Annotated in this window: 17 protein-coding genes and 1 rRNA gene; 5 read left to right on the top strand and 13 right to left on the bottom strand. The window is 72.0% G+C overall.

From position 1 onward, the window contains the following. The first annotated feature begins 534 nt into the window (after nt 1–534). The gene (locus tag IE269_RS34345; protein WP_189827192.1) at nt 535–2,337 is read left to right on the top strand and encodes a glycoside hydrolase family 15 protein; all 1,803 of its coding nucleotides are present in this window, start codon (nt 535–537) and stop codon (nt 2,335–2,337) included. On the opposite strand, the gene IE269_RS34340 is transcribed toward IE269_RS34345, so the two are convergent. Continuing rightward, entirely contained in the window at nt 2,317–3,825 is a 1,509-nt protein-coding gene (locus IE269_RS34340; RefSeq protein WP_189827191.1) for an APC family permease, read from the bottom strand. The genes IE269_RS34345 and IE269_RS34340 overlap by 21 nt on opposite strands. Nucleotides 3,826–4,026: 201 nt before the next feature. Between IE269_RS34340 and IE269_RS34335 the strand changes: the two genes are divergently transcribed. Continuing rightward, nucleotides 4,027–5,655, top strand: coding sequence for a PucR family transcriptional regulator (locus tag IE269_RS34335; RefSeq protein WP_189827190.1), 1,629 nt, complete (start codon nt 4,027–4,029; stop codon nt 5,653–5,655). A gap of 61 nt (nt 5,656–5,716) precedes the next feature. Here IE269_RS34335 and IE269_RS34330 read toward each other — a convergent pair whose 3' ends face one another. The 6 genes from IE269_RS34330 to IE269_RS34305 form a co-directional block, all read right to left on the bottom strand. Then, nucleotides 5,717–6,874, bottom strand: a complete 1,158-nt coding sequence (locus IE269_RS34330; protein WP_229898161.1) for a glycosyltransferase family 4 protein — start codon at nt 6,872–6,874, stop codon at nt 5,717–5,719. Between the two features lie 226 nt (nt 6,875–7,100). Beyond that, on the bottom strand, nt 7,101–7,880 hold the full coding sequence (locus tag IE269_RS34325; RefSeq protein WP_189827188.1) for a hypothetical protein: 780 nt from the start codon (nt 7,878–7,880) through the stop codon (nt 7,101–7,103). Continuing rightward, nucleotides 7,881–9,620, bottom strand: coding sequence for a DNA repair protein RecN (gene recN / locus IE269_RS34320; protein WP_229898162.1), 1,740 nt, complete (start codon nt 9,618–9,620; stop codon nt 7,881–7,883). It lies immediately after the preceding gene. Nucleotides 9,621–9,848: 228 nt separating this feature from the next. Then, the gene (locus IE269_RS34315) at nt 9,849–10,754 is read right to left on the bottom strand and encodes an NAD kinase (RefSeq protein WP_189827319.1); all 906 of its coding nucleotides are present in this window, start codon (nt 10,752–10,754) and stop codon (nt 9,849–9,851) included. Between the two features lie 59 nt (nt 10,755–10,813). After that, nucleotides 10,814–11,629 (bottom strand): TlyA family RNA methyltransferase, encoded by an 816-nt coding sequence (locus IE269_RS34310; RefSeq protein WP_189827187.1) that lies wholly within the window; start codon nt 11,627–11,629, stop codon nt 10,814–10,816. Between the two features lie 6 nt (nt 11,630–11,635). After that, entirely contained in the window at nt 11,636–11,926 is a 291-nt protein-coding gene (locus IE269_RS34305) for a hypothetical protein (RefSeq protein ID WP_189827186.1), read from the bottom strand. A 43-nt stretch (nt 11,927–11,969) separates the two neighbouring features. Between IE269_RS34305 and IE269_RS34300 the strand changes: the two genes are divergently transcribed. Continuing rightward, the gene (locus tag IE269_RS34300) at nt 11,970–12,320 is read left to right on the top strand and encodes an SCP2 sterol-binding domain-containing protein (RefSeq protein WP_189827185.1); all 351 of its coding nucleotides are present in this window, start codon (nt 11,970–11,972) and stop codon (nt 12,318–12,320) included. 61 nt (nt 12,321–12,381) lie between these two features. Here IE269_RS34300 and IE269_RS34295 read toward each other — a convergent pair whose 3' ends face one another. The 4 genes from IE269_RS34295 to IE269_RS34280 all read right to left on the bottom strand — a co-directional run bounded on the left by IE269_RS34295 (nt 12,382) and on the right by IE269_RS34280 (nt 16,536). Then, on the bottom strand, nt 12,382–13,185 hold the full coding sequence (locus IE269_RS34295; protein WP_189827184.1) for an ABC transporter ATP-binding protein: 804 nt from the start codon (nt 13,183–13,185) through the stop codon (nt 12,382–12,384). A 50-nt stretch (nt 13,186–13,235) separates the two neighbouring features. Further along, on the bottom strand, nt 13,236–14,324 hold the full coding sequence (locus IE269_RS34290; RefSeq protein ID WP_189827183.1) for a FecCD family ABC transporter permease: 1,089 nt from the start codon (nt 14,322–14,324) through the stop codon (nt 13,236–13,238). A 2-nt stretch (nt 14,325–14,326) separates the two neighbouring features. Continuing rightward, entirely contained in the window at nt 14,327–15,382 is a 1,056-nt protein-coding gene (locus tag IE269_RS34285) for a FecCD family ABC transporter permease (RefSeq protein WP_189827182.1), read from the bottom strand. A gap of 119 nt (nt 15,383–15,501) precedes the next feature. Beyond that, nucleotides 15,502–16,536 carry an HAD hydrolase-like protein gene (locus tag IE269_RS34280; protein ID WP_189827181.1) on the bottom strand — a complete coding sequence of 345 codons (1,035 nt, stop codon included), beginning with the start codon at nt 16,534–16,536 and terminating at the stop codon, nt 15,502–15,504. Nucleotides 16,537–16,609: 73 nt separating this feature from the next. On the opposite strand from IE269_RS34280, the gene IE269_RS34275 reads away from it, so the two are divergent. Continuing rightward, nucleotides 16,610–17,893 (top strand): DUF1015 family protein, encoded by a 1,284-nt coding sequence (locus IE269_RS34275; RefSeq protein ID WP_189827180.1) that lies wholly within the window; start codon nt 16,610–16,612, stop codon nt 17,891–17,893. Between the two features lie 77 nt (nt 17,894–17,970). Here the strand turns inward: IE269_RS34275 and IE269_RS34270 are convergent, their stop codons facing one another. Next, nucleotides 17,971–18,750: a tetratricopeptide repeat protein gene (locus IE269_RS34270; RefSeq protein ID WP_189827179.1), complete on the bottom strand. Its 780-nt coding sequence runs from the start codon at nt 18,748–18,750 to the stop codon at nt 17,971–17,973. A 15-nt stretch (nt 18,751–18,765) separates the two neighbouring features. Here IE269_RS34270 and IE269_RS34265 point away from each other — a divergent pair, with 15 nt between their 5' ends. After that, nucleotides 18,766–20,142, top strand: coding sequence for a hypothetical protein (locus IE269_RS34265; protein WP_189827178.1), 1,377 nt, complete (start codon nt 18,766–18,768; stop codon nt 20,140–20,142). Nucleotides 20,143–20,268: 126 nt separating this feature from the next. Here the strand turns inward: IE269_RS34265 and rrf are convergent. Then, nucleotides 20,269–20,385, bottom strand: a 5S ribosomal RNA gene (rrf, locus tag IE269_RS34260). Between the last annotated feature and the right edge of the window lie 159 nt (nt 20,386–20,544).

Below are 20,544 nucleotides of genomic sequence, written 5' to 3'. Positions count from 1 at the left end.
AGGTGAGGGTGCGTTTCCGGCCTCCCAACGAGGGATCGCCGGTGTCTCCACCGGTGATTTCTGGGGGCGTCGTCGCTGCGGTTCGGGGGGTTTTGCTCCCACCGCCCACGGGCTACCAGGGTAACAGTGACTCCGGGAGGCTGCTTCCTGCGTCCGTCGCGACGGGTGCCCGGAGCGTCCCCGGCGTCCCTGTCCGATCGGATTCCGGTCGTCTTCGTATACGTACCTGTGAAGACGCCCGTGGACGCCCGGAACCCTTGGGGGCAGTGCTCCGGCCACCCGTTCGAGCGGTCTTCACCGTACGGGCACACAGGCGTCACCTGCGCCTCACCCGTTCGGCCCACTCACCTTGCGATGACCTCCCGCAGATGAGCTGAGTGCGTCGTATCCTTCACGGAACATCGCTGCGAGCCGGCCGGCGAAGGCATCCATCCCGCCCGCTCCCGGCCCCTGAAGCTCGCCGTCGAAGATCCCCTGACCGCAGCAGCCCCCTTCCGTGGGGGGTGAATGTGGCCGTTCGACTGGAGATTGCACGTGGCCGGGCGCATCGAGGACTACGCACTCATCGGAGACATGCAGACAGCGGCGCTGGTCTGCCGGGACGGTTCAGTCGACTGGCTGTGCCTGCCCCGCTTCGACTCCCATGCCGTCTTCGCCGGGCTCCTCGGGACCGAGGAGCACGGCTTCTGGCGGATCGGACCCTCCTACGCGGAAGGTACCGAGGCCCCCGCGGCCTCGCGCCGCCGCTACGTGGGGGACTCCCTCGTCCTGGAACAGGAGTGGGACACCCCGCGGGGCACGGTCCGGGTGACCGATTTCATGCCACCGCGCGACGGCGCTCCACAGCTCACCAGAATCGTGGAGGGGGTCAGCGGCCGGGTGCCGATGCACTCGGCGCTGCGGATGCGCTTCAGCTACGGCCGGATCGTGCCGTGGGTGCACCGGGTGGACGGCCGCACGGTCGCGGTGGCCGGCCCCGACTCCGTATGGCTGGACACGGACGTCGAGACGCACGGCCAAGACCTCACCACGCACTCCGACTTCACGGTGGCGCCCGGTGAGCGGCTCGCGTTCACCATCCAGTGGCAGCCCTCGCACAAGGAGCCGCCGCCGCTGCCCGACCCCGAGGGCGCGCTGGACCTCACGGTCGACTTCTGGCGCGAGTGGGTCGAGCACTGTACGTACCACGGCCCCTACCGCGAGGCGGTCGTGCGCTCGCTGATCACGCTGAAGGCGCTGACGTACGCCCCCACCGGCGGCATCGTCGCGGCGCCCACGACCTCCCTGCCGGAGGACATCGGCGGCTCCCGCAACTGGGACTACCGCTACACCTGGCTGCGCGACGCCGCCATCACCCTGTCCTCGCTGCTGCGCACCGGCTACCGCGAGGAGGCCCGCGCCTGGCGCGAGTGGCTGCTGCGCGCGGTCGCGGGCGACCCGGAGAACCTCCAGATCATGTACGGGATCGCCGGCGAGCGAGAGCTCGGCGAGGCGGAACTCGACTGGCTGCCCGGTTACGAGAACTCCGGTCCGGTACGGGTCGGGAACGGCGCCGCCCACCAGCTCCAGCTGGACGTGTACGGCGAGGTCACCGAGGCCCTGCACCTGGCGCACATGACGGGCCTGGCCCGCAACGACTACGCCTCCCTCCTCCAGCTGAAGCTGATCCGCTACCTGGAGGGCCACTGGAACCAGCCGGACGAGGGCATCTGGGAGGTGCGCGGCCCGCGCCGCCACTTCGTGCACTCCAAGGTGATGGCCTGGGTCGCCGTCGACCGCACGATCAAGCTGATCGAGGGCGGCGACGCGGACGGACCCCTGGAGCGCTGGCGCGAGCTGCGCGAGGAGATCCACCGGGACGTCTGCGAGAAGGGCTACGACCCGGAGCGCAACACCTTCACGCAGTCGTACGGCTCCAAGGAGCTCGACGCCTCCCTCCTCCTCATCCCGCAGATGGGCTTCCTGCCGCCCGACGACAAGCGCGTCATCGGCACCATCGAGGCCATCCAGCGCGAGCTGTCCACCCCGGACGGCTTCGTGCTGCGCTACCCCACCGACGGGGACAACGCGGGCGTGGACGGCCTGGAGGGCGACGAGGGCGCGTTCCTGGCGTGCTCATTCTGGCTGGCGGACGACCTGGCGATGATCGGCCGGGTCGACGAGGCCAGGAAGCTCTTCGAGAAGCTGCTGTCGCTGCGGAACGACCTGGGGCTGTTGGCCGAGGAGTGGGACTCCCGCCTCCAGCGCCAGGTCGGCAACTTCCCGCAGGCGTTCAGCCACGTGCCGCTGATCGACACGGCACTGCGGCTGACGGCCTCAGGGGCGTACGGGGGCTGACTCCTGCGGTGACTCGGTGCGCTCGGCGGCGTCCTCCAGGACGATCCGGCCGATCACCGCGTACCGGTCGGGGCGCTTGGCCTTGAGGTAGAAGCCGAGGCCGAGCCCCCCGAAGAAGACCACTCCGACGATCCACGGGATCGCCTTGAAGAAGAGCGAATCGGCGGCCAGACCGGCCGCCGTTTCCATGTTCATGACCAGCAGGACGACGACCGCGATCATGCCGATGCCACCGAGCAGCGGGGCGGTGAAGGTCTTGAACCAGTGCCGGTCCTGCGGGTGGTTCTTCCGGAAGTACCCGATCACCGCGAACGAGCACAGCGTCTGCACGATGAGGATCGCCATCGTGCCGAGGATCGCGAGCAGCGTGTAGAGGTGGATGTACGGGTCCTCGCCCGCCAGCCAGAACGCGCCGACCAGCAGCACCGCGATCCCCGACTGCACGAAGGACGCCACGTACGGGGAGCCGTGCGAGGCGTGCGTGCGCCCCAGCGCCGGGTGCAGGAAGCCCTCGCGCCCGACGGCGTACAGATAGCGCGAGGCGCACTGGTGGAAGGCCATCCCGCAGGCGAAGGACCCGGTGAGCAGCAGCCACTGGAAGGCGTTGACGGCCCAGCCGCCGATGAAGGTGCGGGTCGGGTCGAAGAAGAGGTCGAGCGGGCTCGCGGAGGAGGAGACCTTCACCGCGCCGTCCAGGCCGTTGCCCGCGATGGTCATCCAGGACACGTAGATGTAGAAGAGCCCGACGCCGATCACCGAGATCAGGGTGGCGCGCGGGATGACCTTCTTGGGGTTGCGGGACTCCTCGCCGTACATCGCCGTGGACTCGAAGCCCACCCACGACCAGAACGCGAAGAAGAGCCCGAGCCCGGCGGAGGTCCCGGTGAAGGCGATGACCGGGTTGATCGGCTCGACGGGGATGCCGTCGGGGCCGCCGCCCGCGAGCAGGACGGCGGTGGCGACCGCGAAGAGGACGGCGATCTCGCCGACCAGCATCACGCCGAGCGCCTTCGCGGTGAGGTTGATGTCGAAGTACGACAGGACCGCCGTCACCGCCAGCATGAGGGCCGCGTACAGGATCCACGGCAGGTCGACGCCGAGCTGCGCCTTCATGGTGGTCTGCGCGAAGTAGGCGAAGATCCCGACGATGGATGCCTCGAAGACGACGTACGCGAGGACCGCGAGCATCCCCGACGCCATGCCCGCGATGCGGCCGAGGCCGTGCGAGATGTACCCGTAGAAGGCGCCGGCGGCGGTGATGCGCTTGGCCATGGCGACGTACCCGACCGAGAAGACGGTCAGCACGAGGGTGGCGAAGAGGTATCCGGCGGGGGCGCCCGTGCCGTTGCCGAAGCCGACGGCGATGGGGAGGTTGCCGGTCATGGCGGTGATCGGGGCGGCGGTGGCGACCGCCATGAAGACGACGCCGACGAGACCGACGGAATTGGCCTTGAGGCGGTTCACCTGAGGTGGTGCGCTGTCCGACATGGGGCGCTCTCTTTTCCGGCGAAAGGAGGGAGGAGGGGGCGGCGATGCAGTCTCCTTCCGCGTGACGTACGCCACAATCGGCAACCGGTCGTCCAAATACCGCCGGAGCGCGACGAGTTGTCGGGGCGATCGGGCCGGGGACTCGCCCTGTAACCCCCGGGTGATGTTCCTGGAACATGCGCCCGGGTACCGTCCCGATCCATGGACACGCAGGGCGGAATCACCGTGCAACGGGCGCTTGAACTGCCGGGACTCCGCAGCGGACTCCCGGAGGTCGTGGCAGGCGCCGACCGGCTCAACCGGACCGTGCGCTGGGTGCACGCCGGGGAGGTCCCCAATATCGCCTCCCTGCTCAAGGGCGGCGAGCTGCTGCTGACGACCGGCCTGGGCCTGGGGACCCGCCCGGCGGAGCAGCGCGCCTTCGTGCGCAGGCTCGCCGACCGGGGCATCGCGGCGCTCGTCGTGGAGCTGGGGCCGCGCTTCAGCAGGCTGCCGTCCACGCTGGTGGAGACGGCACGGGCGGCCGGTCTGCCGCTGGTGCAGCTGCACCGCGAGGTGCCGTTCGTGTCCGTCACCGAAGAGGTGCACACCGAGATCGTCAACGGGCACTACACGCTGCTGCGCCAGGCGGAGGAGGTGCACCGCCGCTGCACGGAGGCACTGCTCGGCGGCGGCGGGGTGCCGCAGGTGCTGGGCATCCTCGCGGACTTCACCGCCAACCCCGTCTTCCTGGAAACCGCCGACGGCCAGCTCCTGTACGCCGCAGGGCCCACCGCCGTCGACTCCGGGGCCGACCCGCTCCAGGTCTGGGAGGGGCTGCGCGGCCAGCGCGAGGCCCGCGAGTCGGGGCCGCCCGCCAACGGGGTGCTGGTGGACGTGCCCGGCGGCGGGCACGGGGTGGGCTCGGTGCGGGCCCGCCTGGTGCTGCTCGGGGTCGCGCATCCGCTGCTGCCGGTGCACCGGATGGCGGCGGAGCGGGCGGCGGACATCCTGGCGGTCGTGCTGATGCAGGCCCGCCAGGAGGAGGAGCTGGCGGCACGCGGTCGCGGCGACTTCCTCACCGACCTGGCACAGGGGCGCATCTCGGCGGACGAGGCCCCGGCGCAGGCCCGCGTGCTGGGCTTCAAGCCCGGTGAGGGGCCGCTGCTGCCGGTGGTGATGCGACTGGCGGCCGAGCTGTCGCCGTCGGGGAACTGGGCAGTCCTCGCGCGGGCCGTGCTGGAGGAGCTGGCGTCGGTGGGCGTGCCGGTGCTGCTCGGCGTACGTCCCGTGGAGGGCCGGGTGCCGCTGCTCCTCGGTCTCCGTACGGAATCGGAACGCACCGCGGTCGCCGACCGGGTCGCCGCCGCCCTGCGCGCCGGTGTGGAGCGCGCCGGGCTCGGCAGGGCGGGCGCGCACCCGCCGGTCGTGGTGGTCGGCGTCGCGGGCGGCTGGGCGGCCGCTTCGGCGGGCCTGCGGCACGCGGCGGAGACGGCGACGGCGGCACAGGGGCTGCACGACCGGCCCTGGTACGACGCCCGGCGCCTGGACATCGACCTCCTGCTGTGGCGGCTGCGCGACCATCCGGACCTGGCCGCCTTCGTGGACCGGGCGATCGGCCCGCTGCGCGACCACGACAAGACCTCGCGCCCGCCGCTGCTGCCGACCCTGGAGACATATCTGGCACACGCGGGCCGCAAGGCGGAGACCGCCCGCGAACTCCACCTCAACCGGCAGACCCTCTACAACCGCCTCGCCCGCATCTCGGAACTGCTGGGCACCGACCTGGACGACCCGCAGACGGTGCTGGCGCTGAGCCTGGCACTGCGGGCACGGCGGCACGCCTCCTGACACGGCGTGGCGTGGGCCCGCAGGGGCGTCAGCTCTGCCCCGTCGTGGGCCCTCAGAGGCGTCAGCTCTGCCCCGTCAGCTCGTCGTACACGCTGAGCACCTGTGCCACCGTCTCGTCCTCGGTCGGCCAGGTGGCGGCCTGCCGCCTGCCCTCCTCGGCGAGCACCGCCCGCCGGTCCGGGTCGGCGAGCAGCGCGAGCACCGTGCGCGCGAGCGCCTGAGGATCTCCGTACGGTACGAATTCAGCGGCCTCCCCGACCAGTTCCGGGATGCCGCCGACCCGGGTCGCCACCAGCGGCACCCCCGCGCGCAGCGCCTCCTGCGCCAGCACCGAGCGCGCCTCCCACCGGCTGGGCAGCACGGCGACGTCGGCGGCGGCGAGGAGTTCGGAGATGTCGTCGCGCCGCCCGAGCAGACGCACGGGAAGGTCCTCGTCCTCGATCCGGCGCTGGAGCGCGGCCCGCTCACGGCCCTCTCCGGCGATGGTGACCAGCGGGGCGGGGTCGAGGTCGCGCCAGGCCCGGGAGGCGTCCAGGAGAACGTCGTAGCCCCGGTACGGCACCAGGCTGCCGACAGCCATCAGTAACGGCCGCTCCACCGCGCCCAGTTCGGCCCGCGCCTTGCTCTCCCGGAAGTCCTCCGCCGGCCGGGGCGCGGGCACCGTCACCGGTGCGAGGCGGGCGTCCCGGGCGCCCCTGCTGCGGGCCCGGTCGACCAGGTCGGAGGAGGTGCCCAGGACGACGGCGGCCGCCCGCGCGGCGCTGCGCTCCATGAGCCGTACGACATGACTGCGCGGCCCCTCCGCATGCGCCCGGGTGTGCCAGGTGACCACGAGCGGCACCCGGCCGCCGCGTCCCGCGTACGAGCCCTGCGGCCCGCCCCGGCGGGCGGCCCGCCCGCTCAGGGCGACTGCGGTGCGCACGGCGGCGTGCAGCCCGTGCGCGTGGACGATGTCGGCACCGGCGCAGGCGGCCCGCAGCGCCGCCACCGACACCGGGTCGCTGCGCCGGGGGACGGTCACCACGTCGGCGCCCACGTCCGCGAAGTCGTAGGCGCTCTCCAGTTCGGCGGGGGCGCACACGGTGACCCGCACGCCCCGCGCGACGAGCCCTGCGGTCAACGACCTGACGTGCACGCTGCTGCCCGCGCTGCCGCCGCCGAGGACCTGGACGGCGCGGAGCGGCGACTGTCCGTACGGCGGTGGCGAGGTGCTGCTCACGGTGGTGGGTGCTCCTGAAGTGGGGGCCTCTGCGGGGGCGGTGCCGCACACGTGCGGCCGTGCCGCGCTCCTCGTGCAGCTTCTCCGTACGACTTCTGCTGCGCTTGTGCTGCACTTGTGTGCATTACGGCGCCAAGGATGCCAGCCCGCAGGGCTGTTGGGGCACCACATGTGCCCCGGCCCTTTCACTTCCTGCCCGGTACCACCCGCACGAGTGATCGCCCGTTCAGGACGCACCCGCCGCACGGCTGACCCTGTCGCCGCAGGCCGCGGCCGTGACCAGGGCGGCTGCGTGCAGGACGAGTCCGGTGCGTCCGTTCCCGGTGACGATCGCGGCGCCCAGTGCGGCGCCGAGCGCGTGCGCCCCTGTGTCGCCGAGCATCGTGCGCCTCTTGAGGTCGTCCTCCAGCACTGCTGCGGCGGCTCCCACGGGTGCTGCGGCGAGCGCTCCCGCCGCGCCTCCCTTGAGGAGGCCGGGAGCGCCGAGCGCGAGCACTGTGCCCACAGCCCTCCCGGGACGTACGTCGACGAGATTCACCAGGTGTGCGGTGCCCGCGACGACCACTCCCGCGAGCACCCTGTCGACGACACCGTCCTTGAGGAGCGCGCCTGCCGCCAGTCCGGCGGCACCGATGCCGAGCAACTTGACGCCGCCGCTGGTGATCTCGCCCTGGCGCAGTGCGCCCAGGTGTGCGCGGAATCCCTTGCGCGGGTCGTTGCGGGCAACCATGTCGTCATACGCTCCGCAGCCCCCGGCGGCGAGCACCGCCAGCACAGTGGCAGCCTTCGCACGTACCGGAACGGCGGGGGAAGCGGCCACGGAGGCGGCGGCGCCGAGGGCGGTGGCGGGGCCCGCGTACAGGTCCACGACCGTGCCCTCGTAGTTCTTCCGCTCCCACAGGGCGGCCTCCCCCGGTGGCCACCGGCGCATCCCGGCCCGTACCGCCAGAGTCGCCCCTACGGCGCCCAGCACCCCGGCGGCACGCGCCCGTGTCCGACCCGTCACTTACGCGTCCGCCCTTGCCGTCGCCAACAGTTCCTCCGCGTGCGCCCGTGCGGTCTCCGAGTCCTCCTGGCCGGCGAGCATCCGGGACAGCTCGCGCACCCGGTCCTCGCCCTCCAGCACGGTGACACCACTCCTGGTGACAGATCCGTCGTTGGTCTTCTCCACCAGCAGTTGCCGGTCCGCGAACGCCGCCACCTGCGGCAAGTGCGTCACGACCACCACCTGTGCCGACTTCGCCAGCTTCGCCAGCCGCCGGCCGACCTCCACGGCCGCCTTGCCGCCGACACCGGCGTCCACCTCGTCGAAGAGGTACGTCGGTACGGGGTCGGACCCCGCGAAGACGACCTCCACCGCGAGCATCACGCGCGACAGCTCACCGCCGGAGGCACCCTTGCCGATGGGGCGGGGGTGCGCGCCGGGGTGCGGGGCGAGCAGCAGCTCGACCTCGTCGGCGCCGGAGGAGTTGAACTGGACCGGACGGCCGCCCACCTCGATGCCGGCCGCCGGGTCCTCGGTCTGCCGGATGTCGATGGACACCCGGGCATGCGGCATGGCGAGGGACGCCAGTTCCGCCGTCACCGCGTCGGCGAACCGGGCGGCGGCCTCGGTGCGGGCGTCGGTCAACGCCTGCGCGAGGAGCGACAGTTCGCCGCGCAGGATGTCGCGCTCGGCGGTCAGCTCGCCGATCCGGTCGTCGTCGCCGTCCAGCTCGGTGAGCCGGGCGGCACCCTCCTGCGCCCACGCCAGTACGGAGTCGACGTCGGACCCGTACTTGCGGGTGAGCTGCGTGAGCGCGGCCCTGCGCTCCTCGACGGCGGCCAGCCGCAGCGGGTCGGCGTCCAGGTTGTCGGCGTACCCGGCGAGCTCGCCCGCCACGTCGCCCAGCAGGATGCCGATCTCGCCGATCCGCTCGGCCAGCGACGCCAGCGCCGCGTCGTGCGACCGCACGGCGTCCACGGCCCGCTGGGCGCCCGCGACGAGGGTGTTGGCGTCGACGCCCTCGGGGTCCTCGGGATTGCCCGCGAGCGCCGCGTGGGCGAGCGCGGCGGCGGAGGCGAGCGCCTCGGCGTGCCCGAGCCGCTCGGCCTCGGCGGCGAGTTCCGCGTCCTCCCCGGCGAGGGGTTCGACGGCGGCGATCTCCTCCAGCCCGAAGCGCAGCAGATCGGCCTCCTGGGCCCGCTCACGGGCCCGCGTGGTGATCTCGTCCAGTTCGGCGGAGACGGCCTTCAGACGCCGGTAGGCGGTCACGTACTTGGCATGCGGCACCGAGACGGCGTCGCCCGCGTACCGGTCGAGGGCCTGCCGCTGCCGGGACGGCCGCAGCAGCCCCTGCTGGTCGGTCTGCCCGTGCACGGCCACCAGGTCGTCGGCGAGCTCCGCGAGGACGCCCACCGGCACCGAACGCCCGCCGAGGTGGGCGCGCGAACGCCCCTCCGCAGAAACCGTCCTGCTGACGATCAGCGCCCCGTCCTCGATCTCGGCCCCGGCCTCTTGGGCGCGCAGCGCGGCGGGGTCGCCGGGGCGCACCGTGAGCCGCCCCTCCACCACCGCCGCCTTGGACCCCAGCCGTACCAGGGCAGGGTCGGCCCGGCCTCCGAGCAACAGCCCGAGACTGGTGACGACCATGGTCTTGCCCGCTCCGGTCTCGCCGGTCACCGCCGTGAAGCCGGGTGACAGCTCGACGACAGCGTCGTCGATGACTCCGAGCGACCGTATCCGCATCTCCTCCAACACGGACACGACCTTACGAGGTCCTGAGCCCCCCGTGCGACGGCCCCCGTCCGCCCCGGCCCCCCGGGACCGTACGGAACCCGACGAAAGCCCCACCCTGAAATCCGCGACATGCCTCATGCTGGGCACCTGCCCGGCCCGGGCAGCCCCGACCCCTCTTGATCGAACTTGCGATCGAATCGGATGCGGGGCCCGGACCGGGTGACACGCACATCGCCCGGTTGATCCCTCCGGCACTCAGTGCGGCGCGCCCCGCCACCCCGACACCGGCAGCGCGAACTTGGCCACCAGCCGGTCGGTGAACGACGCGTGGTGCAACCGGGCCAGGCGTACCGGAACGGCACCCCTGCGCACCTCCACACGCGCCCCCGACGGCAGTTCCACGGTCCTGCGCCCGTCGCACCACAGCACCCCGTTGGGAGTGTGCGGCTGCACCTCCACCGCGAGCACCGACGTCGGTGACGTCACCAGCGGCTTGGCGAACAGCGCGTGCGCGCTGATCGGCACCATCAACAGTGCCTCCACCTCCGGCCACACCACCGGGCCGCCGGCGGAGAAGGCGTACGCGGTGGACCCGGTCGGTGTCGCGCACACGATGCCGTCGCAGCCGAAGCCGGTGACAGGGCGTCCGTCGATCTCCAGCACCACTTCGAGCATCCGCTCCGGTGACACCTTCTGGACGGCGGCCTCGTTGAGCGCCCAGTCCTCGTGGACGACGTCACCGTTGTTGTGCACCAGGACGTCGAGCGTCATCCGCTCCTCGACCTCGTACGAACGGGTGACGACCCGGTCCACGACCTTGTCCAGGTCGTCCCGTTCGGCCTCCGCGAGGAAGCCGACCCGGCCGAGGTTGACGCCCAGCATCGGCACCCCGGACGCGCGGGCGATGTCCGCGCCGCGCAGCAGCGTGCCGTCGCCGCCGAGCACGATCAGCAGCTCGCAGCCGTCGAGGACGTCCGGGGTCGCCTCGACGACCGTCTCCACGGACGAGGGCAGCGGCAGGTCGACCGCCTCCGACTCCAGCAGGCGCACCCCCAGGCCGCTCTTCAGCAGCCCCTCCACGACCAGCTCGGCGCTGCGGATGGCGGCGGGCCGCCCGGTGTGCGCCAGCAGGAACACCGTGCGTTCCGCGGCCGGCTCCAGCACGCGCGCCGCTTCCGGCACTCCGGCCGTTCCAGTCGTCCCTGTCGTCGCTGCTCCGGTCACCTGGGCCCCTCCGCCACTGCACGGTCAACATCCGCGGGGTCGAGCTCGGGTGCTCCGGCCCTCAGCCACAGAAAGTACTCGACGTTCCCGGAGGGCCCGGGCAGCGGACTCGCGGTCACGCCCTGCACCCCGAGCCCGAGCCCCCACGCCTGCCGCGCCACGTTCCGTACGGCATCGGCCCGCAGTTCGGGGCTGCGCACCACTCCCCCGCTGCCCAGGCGCTCCTTGCCGACCTCGAACTGCGGCTTCACCATCAGCACCAGGTCCGCGTCCGGGGCGGCGCACCGCGCGAGCGCGGGCAGCACGAGCCCCAGCGGGATGAACGACAGGTCGCCCACCACCACGTCCACCGGCACCCCGTCGATCATCTCCAGGGTCATCTCACGGACGTTCGTACGGTCCTTGACGGTGACCCGCTCGTCCGACTGGAGGGACCAGGCGAGCTGCCCGTACCCGACGTCCACCGCGACGACGTGCCCCACGCCCGCGCGCAGCAGTACGTCCGTGAAGCCTCCGGTGGAGGCCCCGGCGTCCAGCGCCCGCCGCCCCTCGACCTTCAGGCCCAGCGGGGTGAAGGCGGCCAGCGCCCCGGCCAGCTTGTGGCCGCCGCGCGAGACGTAGTCGGGATCGTCGTCGTCCTGGAGCACCACCAGGGCCGCGGCAGTCTCGACCTGGGTGGCGGCCTTCGTCGCCACCGCCCCGCCGACCTTGACCCGGCCTGCGGCGATGAGCTGGCTCGCGTGCTCCCGCGAGCGGGCGAGCTTCCGGCGGACCAGCTCGGCGTCCAGGCGGCGGCGTGCCACTCCTGCCACGTGCGTTCAGCTCCTGTTGTCGTGCGGTGAAGCGGGGGGCGCCGGAGGTCCCGGGCGTGCGTCGAGTGCGGTCAGCGTCTCGCGCAGCCCCCGGTGTACATCCTCGTACACCTCGATGTGTCCGTCGGCCGTGAGGTGGTCGACGTCGGCCAGCCGCTCCAGGCGGGCGTCCACCTCGGAGTGCCCGGTCGCCTCGCGCACGACGCCGAGCGGGGCCGGGGCGGCCGGGTCGTACGCCACCATGCCGGCGGCCTCGCCGCCCGCGTCCCCGGTGGCCCTTGCGTCCTCTTCGTCCATGGTCATGACGCTACCGCGAAGGCCTGCGGTACGGTCGGCCCTGATGGCGACCATGCAGGAGTGCCGCGACGCACTCGACAGACTCTCGGAGAACCTCACCCGCTCCGACCACGACGGCGTGCGCGGCGTCGCGGCCTTCGACCGCACGCTCAGCTGCCACATCACCGACCTCGACACGACCTTCGGCGGCCGTCTCGCGGACGGCCGGATCACCGTCGAGGACACCAGGCCGGGTCCCCCGCACGAGCGCGCACAGATCCGCCTCGCGATGGCGGGCGACGACCTTCTCGCCCTCGTCGACGGCGAGCTGAACTTCGCCAAGGCGTGGGCCTCGGGCCGCGTCCGCCTGGAAGCGGGCTTTCGCGACCTGCTGCACCTCAGAAAACTGCTGTAGCGGCGAGCACCACGTGTGGTGCGCCTCGATGCGAGCACCGGTCGTGGTGCTCGCGCACACCTCAAGAGGCCACAGCGGTACGCGCCTTCCGCGCCGCCGGCACCACCAGCGGCGTCCCCGTCTCCGGGTCGTCGATGACCTGGCACTTCAGCCCGAAGACCCGCTCCACCAGCTCCGCCGTGACGACGTCCGACGGGGCACCCTCGGCGACGACCTCGCCGTCGCGCATGGCGATCAGGTGGGTGGCGTACCGGGCCGCGTGGTTGAGGTCGTGCAGCACGGCCACCAGGGTGCGCCCCTGTGTCTCATGCAGCTCCGCGCACAGGTCCAGGACGTCGATCTGGTGCTGGATGTCGAGGTAGGTGGTCGGCTCGTCCAGCAGCAGCAGGGGTGTCTGCTGGGCCAGCGCCATGGCGATCCAGACCCGCTGCCGCTGCCCGCCGGACAGCTCGTCGACGTACCTCTCGGCGAGTTCGCCGACCCCGGTGGCGGCCATCGACTCGTCGACGATCCGCTCGTCCTCCGGCGACCACTGCCGCAGCAGCCCCTGGTGCGGGTAGCGGCCGCGGGCCACCAGGTCGGCGACGGTGATGCCGTCGGGCGCGACGGACGACTGCGGCAGCAGCCCCAGGGTCCTGGCGACCTTCTTCGCGGGCATCGACTGGATGACCTGCCCGTCGAGCAGCACCCGCCCCTGCGCGGGCTTCAGCATGCGGGACAGGGCGCGCAGCAGGGTGGACTTGCCGCAGGCGTTCGGGCCGACGATGACGGTGAAGGAGTTGTCGGGGATCTCCACCGAGAGGTTCTCGGCGATGACCCGCTCGTCGTAGCCGAGCGTCACGGATTCCGCGGCGAGGCGCTGCATGGGCGTCGTACTCCTCAGATCGTTCTTGGTCCTGTCCTCACGGGCGTCCGTCACAGCCGTCCCGCCTTGCGCTCGGTCACCAGCAGCCACAGCAGATAACAGCCGCCGACCACACCGGTCACCACGCCCACCGGAAGCTGCCGCTCGCCGAACGCCGACTGGGCCGCCCAGTCCGCCACGATCAGCAGCGCCGAGCCCATCAGCGCGGAGGCCACCAGGTTCGGCCCCGGCGCCCGCGTCAGCCGCCGTGCGACCTGCGGCGCACTGAGCGAGACGAAGATGATCGGCCCGGCCGCCGCCGTGGCGGCGCCCATCAGCAGCACGGCCAGCACGATCAGCGCCACCCGGACCCGCTCGACGGGCACACCCAGGGCGAACGCGGCGTCGTCGCCCATTTCCATCATCCGCAGCGACCGCCCGTGCCGCAGAATCAGCGGTACGAGCACGACGCACGCGGCGGCCATCGGCCACACCTGCTCCCAGCCGCGCCCGTCGAGCGAGCCGGTGAGCCACACCATCGCCTCGGTCGCGTCCGCCAGGTTGGCCTTGGTCAGCAGGTACTGCAGGACGGCGGTCAGCATGGCGGACGCCGCGATACCGACCAGCACCAGCCGGTAGCCGTGCACTCCCCGCTTCCAGGCGAGCAGGTAGACCAGCACACCGGTGATCAGACAGCCCACCAGGGCGCCGGCGGCGATCGTCCAGGTGTTCCCGCGGAACACCACGATCATCAGCAGCGCGCCCACCATCGCGCCCTGGCTGAAGCCGAGCATGTCCGGGCTGCCGAGCGGGTTGCGGGAGACGGACTGGAAGACCGCCCCGGACAGCCCGAGCGCCGCGCCGACCAGCAACGCGGTCAGCACCCGGGGCAGCCGGACGTCCAGAACGATGAACTCCTGCGCCATGGCGCCGTTGCCCAGCAGCGTCTGGAACACGTCGCCCGGCGACATCGGGAAGTCGCCGCCGCCCACCAGCACGAGCAGCACAGCGACGGCCAGCGCCACGAGGCCCATCAGCAGCGTGAGGACGACCGCCCGGACGTCGTACCGCACCGAGACCCCGCCGACCCGCAGGGCCCGGGCCCCCTTGCGCGCGTCCGTCTTCGCGGCCGGACTCTTGTCGGCCTTGTGCAGGTCCATGCTCACAGCTGCCCCATCCGCCGACGCCGTACGAGGTGGATGAAGACCGGTCCGCCGATGAGCGCGGTCACGATCCCCACCTGAAGTTCCGAGGGCCGGGAGACGACCCGGCCGACCACGTCGGAGCCGAGCAGCAGCACGGGCGCGAGCACGGTTGCGTACGGCAGGATCCACCGCATGTCGGGGCCGGTGACCGCCCGTACGAGATGCGGCACCATCAGCCCGACGAAGACGATCGGCCCGCACGCGGCGGTCGCCGCTCCGCACAGCAGCGTCACGGCGACCATCGACAACACGCGTGTACGGGTCAGGTGCACGCCCAGCGACCGGGCACTGTCCTCGCCCATCTCCATGGCGTTCAGCGGTCGCGCCAGCACCAGCGCGAGGACCAGCCCCGCCACGATGAACGGCCAGACCTTCCCGACGACCGCCATGTCCGCGGACGCCAGCGACCCCACGGTCCAGAACCGCAGCCGCTCCAGGGCCGCCGAATCCAGCAGCTGTACGGCGTTCACGTACCCGAAGAGCGCCGCGGTCGCCGCCGTCCCCGCCAGCGCCAGCCGCACGGGCGTGGCCCCCCGGCTCCCGCCGAGCACGTACACGACGGCGGAGACGACCGCCGCCCCCAGGAACGCGAACCACACGTACCCGGTGAGCGAGGTCACCCCGAAGAAACTGATCGCTGACACGACGGCGGCGGACGCCCCCGCGTTGACGCCCAGAATCCCGGGCTCGGCCAGCGGATTGCGGGTGAGCCCCTGCATCACCGCGCCGGCCGTGCCGAGGGCGGCACCGACCAGAATCCCGAGGATGGTGCGCGGCACCCGCACATCCCGGACGATGACGTCGTCCGGGGTCCCGGAGTAGTGCCACAGCCCGTGCCACACCTCCGCGAGCGGGATGTTCTTCGCCCCGACCGCGATGCTCGCCAGCACCACGAGCACCAGCAGGCCCACGGACACGAGCAGCCCGAGCACCCGCGCGGAATTCCGTTTACGGCCCGAGACCGGAGCGGAGCCGTGCTCGACGCTCTGACCAGGCCCACTCTCAACCAACACCAGGTAAGGCTAGCCTACCCTGCGCTCCCTGCCTCCCCCGAGCCCCCGGGGGCGGAACGGGCAGGCCACCCGCTCCCGGCCCACCCGGACACCGCCCCCACACGCACTAGCCAGGCCCCCTACGCCAACCCCACCCGCTTCACCGCCCCCTCCACCTCCAACCCACACGCCCCATCCCCCGCATTCCCCCACGCCACCGCACACATCGCCCTCAACCCATCCATCGCATCCCCTTCCCCCTCAACCACCAACGCCTCGCCCTTCACCGAAGCCGTCCACCCCCCACACCCGAATCCTCCGTCCCTCTCCACCACTTCCGGCTGCCCCACCAGCAACCCCCGCAGATCCGCATCCACATACGTCGGCCGGTACTTCGCCTCCGCCCTCAACAACTGCACCGCATCCGTCACCCCGGTCAGCACCAGCAGCGAATCCACACCCCCGACATTCGCCCCCTCGATGTCCGTGTCGAGCCGGTCCCCGACCACCAACGCCCGCTCCGCCCCGGTCCGCAGAATCGTCTCCCGGTGCATCGGCGGCAACGGCTTCCCCGCCACCTGCGGCTCCGCCCCCGTGGCGATCCGTACGACCTCGACCGCCGCCCCGTTCCCGGGCGCGATCCCCCGCGCACTGGGAATCGTCAGATCCGTGTTCGACGCGAACCACGGCACCCCCGCCCTGATCGCGTACGACGCCTCCGCGAACCGGCTCCACGCCAGGTCCGGCCCCCCGTACCCCTGCGCCACCGCGACCGGCTCGTCGTCCGCCGATTCCACCGGCACGAGCCCCCGCTCACGCAGCGCGACCCGCAGCCCCTCCCCGCCGATCACCAGCACCCGCGACCCCTGCGGCACCTGCTCCGAAATCAGCCGCGCCACCGCCTGCGCCGACGTGATGACGTCCCCGGCCTCCGCCGGAACCCCAAGTTCCGTCAAATGCGCGGCGACGGCCTCCGGTGTCCGCAGCGCGTTGTTCGTGACGTACGCGAGGTGCATCCCCCCGTCCCGCGCCACCCCCAGCACATCCACCGCGTGCACGATCGCCTCGCCCCCGGCGTACACCACACCGTCCAGGTCCAGCAGCGCCGTGTCGTAAGCCTCCCTGAGCGCCTTCTCACTGCTGCCCGGACGGGTCCTGCCCTGCTGCTGGCTCATTCTGATCCGCTCCTCGCTCCACTGCTTTTCCCCCGATCATCACGCATCCCCCCACCCCACTTACGATGCACCAATGACCACACCAGGGCCGGACGGGGACCACGGCCTGCGACTAGTCCCCCTGCGCGGACTTCGCTACGTCCCGGAGGCGGTCGGCAGTCTGTCCGCCGTCACCTCTCCTCCGTACGACGTCGTGGTCCGCCCCGACGGACTGCTCCACCTGGAGTCCGCGGACCCGCACAACATCGTGCGGCTGATCCTCCCCCAGGCGGACACCGCCGCCGCCCGCCACCAGCAGGCCGCGCGCACGCTCCACGACTGGACCGCCGAGGGCATCCTCGCCCCGGACCCGGTACCCGCCCTGTACGTGTACGAGCAGTCCCGCGACGGCCTCCTGCAGCGCGGCCTCATCGGCTCCCTCGCCCTGTCCGCCCCCGAGGACGGCGTCGTCCTCCCCCACGAGGACGTCATGCCGCACGTGGTGGCGGACCGCGCCGCCCTGATGCGCGCCACCGCCGCAAACCTGGAACCCCTCCTCCTCACCTACCGCGGCACCCCGGGCCCGGCCGACACCGCGTCCGTCATCGACCGCACCGTCGCCCGTCCCCCGCTCCTCGCCACCACCACCGAGGACGGCTACCACCACCGCCTCTGGGCGATCACCGACCCGGACGAGATCGCCGAGGCCGCCGCCGACCTCTCCGGCCACCAGGCGCTCATCGCCGACGGCCACCACCGCTGGGCCACCTATCTGCGCCTCCAGCAGGAGCACTCCACCGCCCCCAGCCCCTGGGACTACGGCCTGGTCCTCCTGGTGGACACCGCCCGTCACCCCCTCCAGGTCCGCGCCATCCACCGCCTGCTGCACCGCCTCCCGGTCACCGAGGCACTGGCCGCGGTCGGCAGTTCCTTCCGCGTACGACACCTGGACGTGCCCCTGCCGGACGCGATGACGGCCCTCGCCGAGGCGGCCGCCCACGGCAACGCGTTCCTCCTGGCCGGCGACGGCTCGTACCACCTCCTGGACCGCCCCGACCCCGACCTCCTCGCCCGCACGGTCCGCCGCGACCGCCCGGAGGCCTGGCGCACCCTGGACGCGGCCGTCCTGCACGAGACCCTCCTCGCCCAGATCTGGCACGTCCCGGACGCCCCCGAGGACATCGCGTACATCCACGGCACGGAAGCCGCGGTCGAACAGGCCGAGCGCAACAACGCGACGGCCGTCCTCATGCACCCGGTCCGCGAGGAAGTCGTACGGGACCTGGCCCGCCAGGGTGTCACCATGCCCCGCAAGTCGACGTCCTTCGGCCCGAAACCGGCCACCGGCCTGGTCCTGCGCAGTCTCGACGTCAACTGACTCGCCCCGAACGCAAAAAAGGGCGGCACCCCGGATTCCCGGAGTGCCGCCCTTCCTTCACACTCAGCCCTTCACACTCAGCCCTTGTCGGCCTCACGCTCGGCCGGCTCCTCGGCCTCGGCGGGAGCCACCACGGGCTCCTCCTCGACCGGCACCTCGACGACGTCCTCGGTCGCCTCGACCGTCACGGTCTCGATCACACCGGGCTCGTCGTCCTCGTCCTCGTCCAGCGCGTCGACGAACTCGACACCGTCCAGCTCGGCCAGCCGGTCCGAGGCGTCGGTCGTGCCGTCCTTGTCCGCCTCGACGGCCTTCGCGAACCACTCGCGCGCCTCGTCCTCACGCCCCGCCGTCAGCAGGGCGTCGGCGTACGCGTACCGCAGTCGCGCGGTCCACGGCTGTACGGAGTTGGAGCCGAGCTCCGGACCCTGAAGCGTGACGATGGCGGCGTCGATCTGCCCCATGTCACGACGGGCACCCGCCGCCACGAGCCGCATCTCGACCTGGCCGGCCTTGTCCAGCTTCTGCACCTCGGGCTCGCCGGCCATGGCCAGCGCCCGCTCGGGGCGGCCGAGACCGCGCTCGCAGTCGGCCATGACGGGCCACAGGTCGACGGTGCCGGTCATCCGACGGGTCGCCCGGAACTCGGCGAGCGCCTCGGTGTACCGCTGCGTGGAGTACGCGGCGAAACCGGCTGCCTCGCGCACGGCGGCCACACGCGACGCGAGCCGCAGGGCGATGCGCGAGTACGCGTACGCCTCCTCGGGCTCATCGTCGATGAGCTTGGCGACCATCACCAGGTTCCTGGCGACGTCCTCGGCGAGCGTCTTCGGCAGGCTCATCAGCTCCTGACGCACGTCCGGGTCGATCTCGTGGCCCGTGACGTCGTCCGGGATCGGCAGCCGCTTGATCGGCTCACGGTCCCGGTCCTCACGCCGGAACCCACCACGGTCGCCCCCGCGGTCGTCGCGACGGTCGTCACGTCCGCCCCGGTATCCGCCGCGCTCGCCACCACGGTCGTCCCGCCCACGGAAGCCACCGCCGGACCGGTCGTCACGACGCGGCCCCCGGTCGTCCCGGCGGTCGTCGCGACGGAACCCGCCGCGGTCACCGCTCGGCCGGTCGTCCCGCCGGAACCCACGGTCGTCGTCCCGCCTGGGCGCACGGTCGTCGCGGCGGAACCCGCCACGGTCACCACCGCGGTCGTCACGACGCTCGAAGCCGCCACCGGACCGGTTGTCGTCCCGACGGAACCCGCCACGGTCGCCACCGCGGTCGTCACGACGGTCGTCCCGACGCTCGAACCCGCCCGGACGTCCACCGCGGTTGTCATCGCGGCGGAATCCACCACGGTCACCGCCGGAACGGTCGTCACGCCGGAAGCCCCCACGGTCGTCACGACGGTCGTCCCGACGCTCGAAGCCACCACCGCTGGGACGCCCACCACGGTTGTCGTCCCGACGGAACCCACCGCGGTCGCCACCTCGGTCGTCCCGGCGCTCGAACCCGCCACCACGGTTGTCGTCGCGACGGAACCCACCACCGGACCGGTTGTCGTCCCGACGGAAGCCGCCACGGTCACCGCTCGGCCGGTCGTCCCGCCGGAACCCACCGCGGTCGCCACCCCGGTCGTCACGACGCTCGAACCCGCCACCAGAACGGTTGTCGTCGCGGCGGAACCCGCCGCGGTCGCCGCCACCGGAACGGTTGTCGTCTCGACGGAAGCCACCACGATCGCCGCCACCGCGGTTGTCATCGCGACGGAAGCCACCACGGTCACCACCGGAACGGTCGTCACGCCGGAAGCCCCCACGGTCGCCGCCCCGGTCGTCGCGACGTTCGAAGCCACCACCGCTGGGTCGCCCACCACGATCGTCACGCCCACGGAACCCGCCGCGGTCGCCGCCACCGGAACGGTTGTCGTCCCGACGGAAGCCACCACGATCGCCACCGCCACGGTTGTCGTCCCGACGGAACCCACCGCCGGACGCGTTGTCGTCGCGCCGGCCGTAGCCGCCACCTGCGGGACGACCACCACGGTCGTCACGACGGTCGTCGCGGCGGAACCCACCACGGTCCCCGCCACCGGAACGGTTGTCGTCGCGACGGAAGCCACCACGGTCGTTGTCACGGCGGGGGCCACGGTCGTTGTCACGACCACCGCGGTATCCGCCCCGGTCACCGCTGTTGTCGCGGTGACGCGGCTCGCGCTCCGGACGATCGTCAGGAGAGTTGGTGGACATGGGTGACTCCTAGTCTTCGGGCAACGCAGTCATTCTCGCGCAGTCGGCCATCCGACGCGCTTCGGGCAGAAAAACAAAAAGGACCCTTGGTCCCAGCATGAACGCTGGGACCAAGGGTCCTTTTGAAAGATTGTTCGGCGGCGTCCTACTCTCCCACAGGGTCCCCCCTGCAGTACCATCGGCGCTGAAAGGCTTAGCTTCCGGGTTCGAAATGTAACCGGGCGTTTCCCTAACGCTATGACCACCGAAACCCTATCGGTTTCGAGCGAACAAGCACACTCTTCAATTAAGTGGGTTCTGCTCTTTACCAGCAACTGTTCGTTGCTTCAGAACTAACACAGTGGACGCGAGCAACTGAGGACAAGCCCTCGGCCTATTAGTACCAGTCAGCTCCACCCGTTACCGGGC

Origin of the sequence: Streptomyces spiroverticillatus, from assembly GCA_014650415.1 — a bacterium.
Classification (GTDB): domain Bacteria; phylum Actinomycetota; class Actinomycetes; order Streptomycetales; family Streptomycetaceae; genus Streptomyces; species Streptomyces spiroverticillatus.
This window is presented reverse-complemented; position numbering and strand designations above follow the sequence as displayed.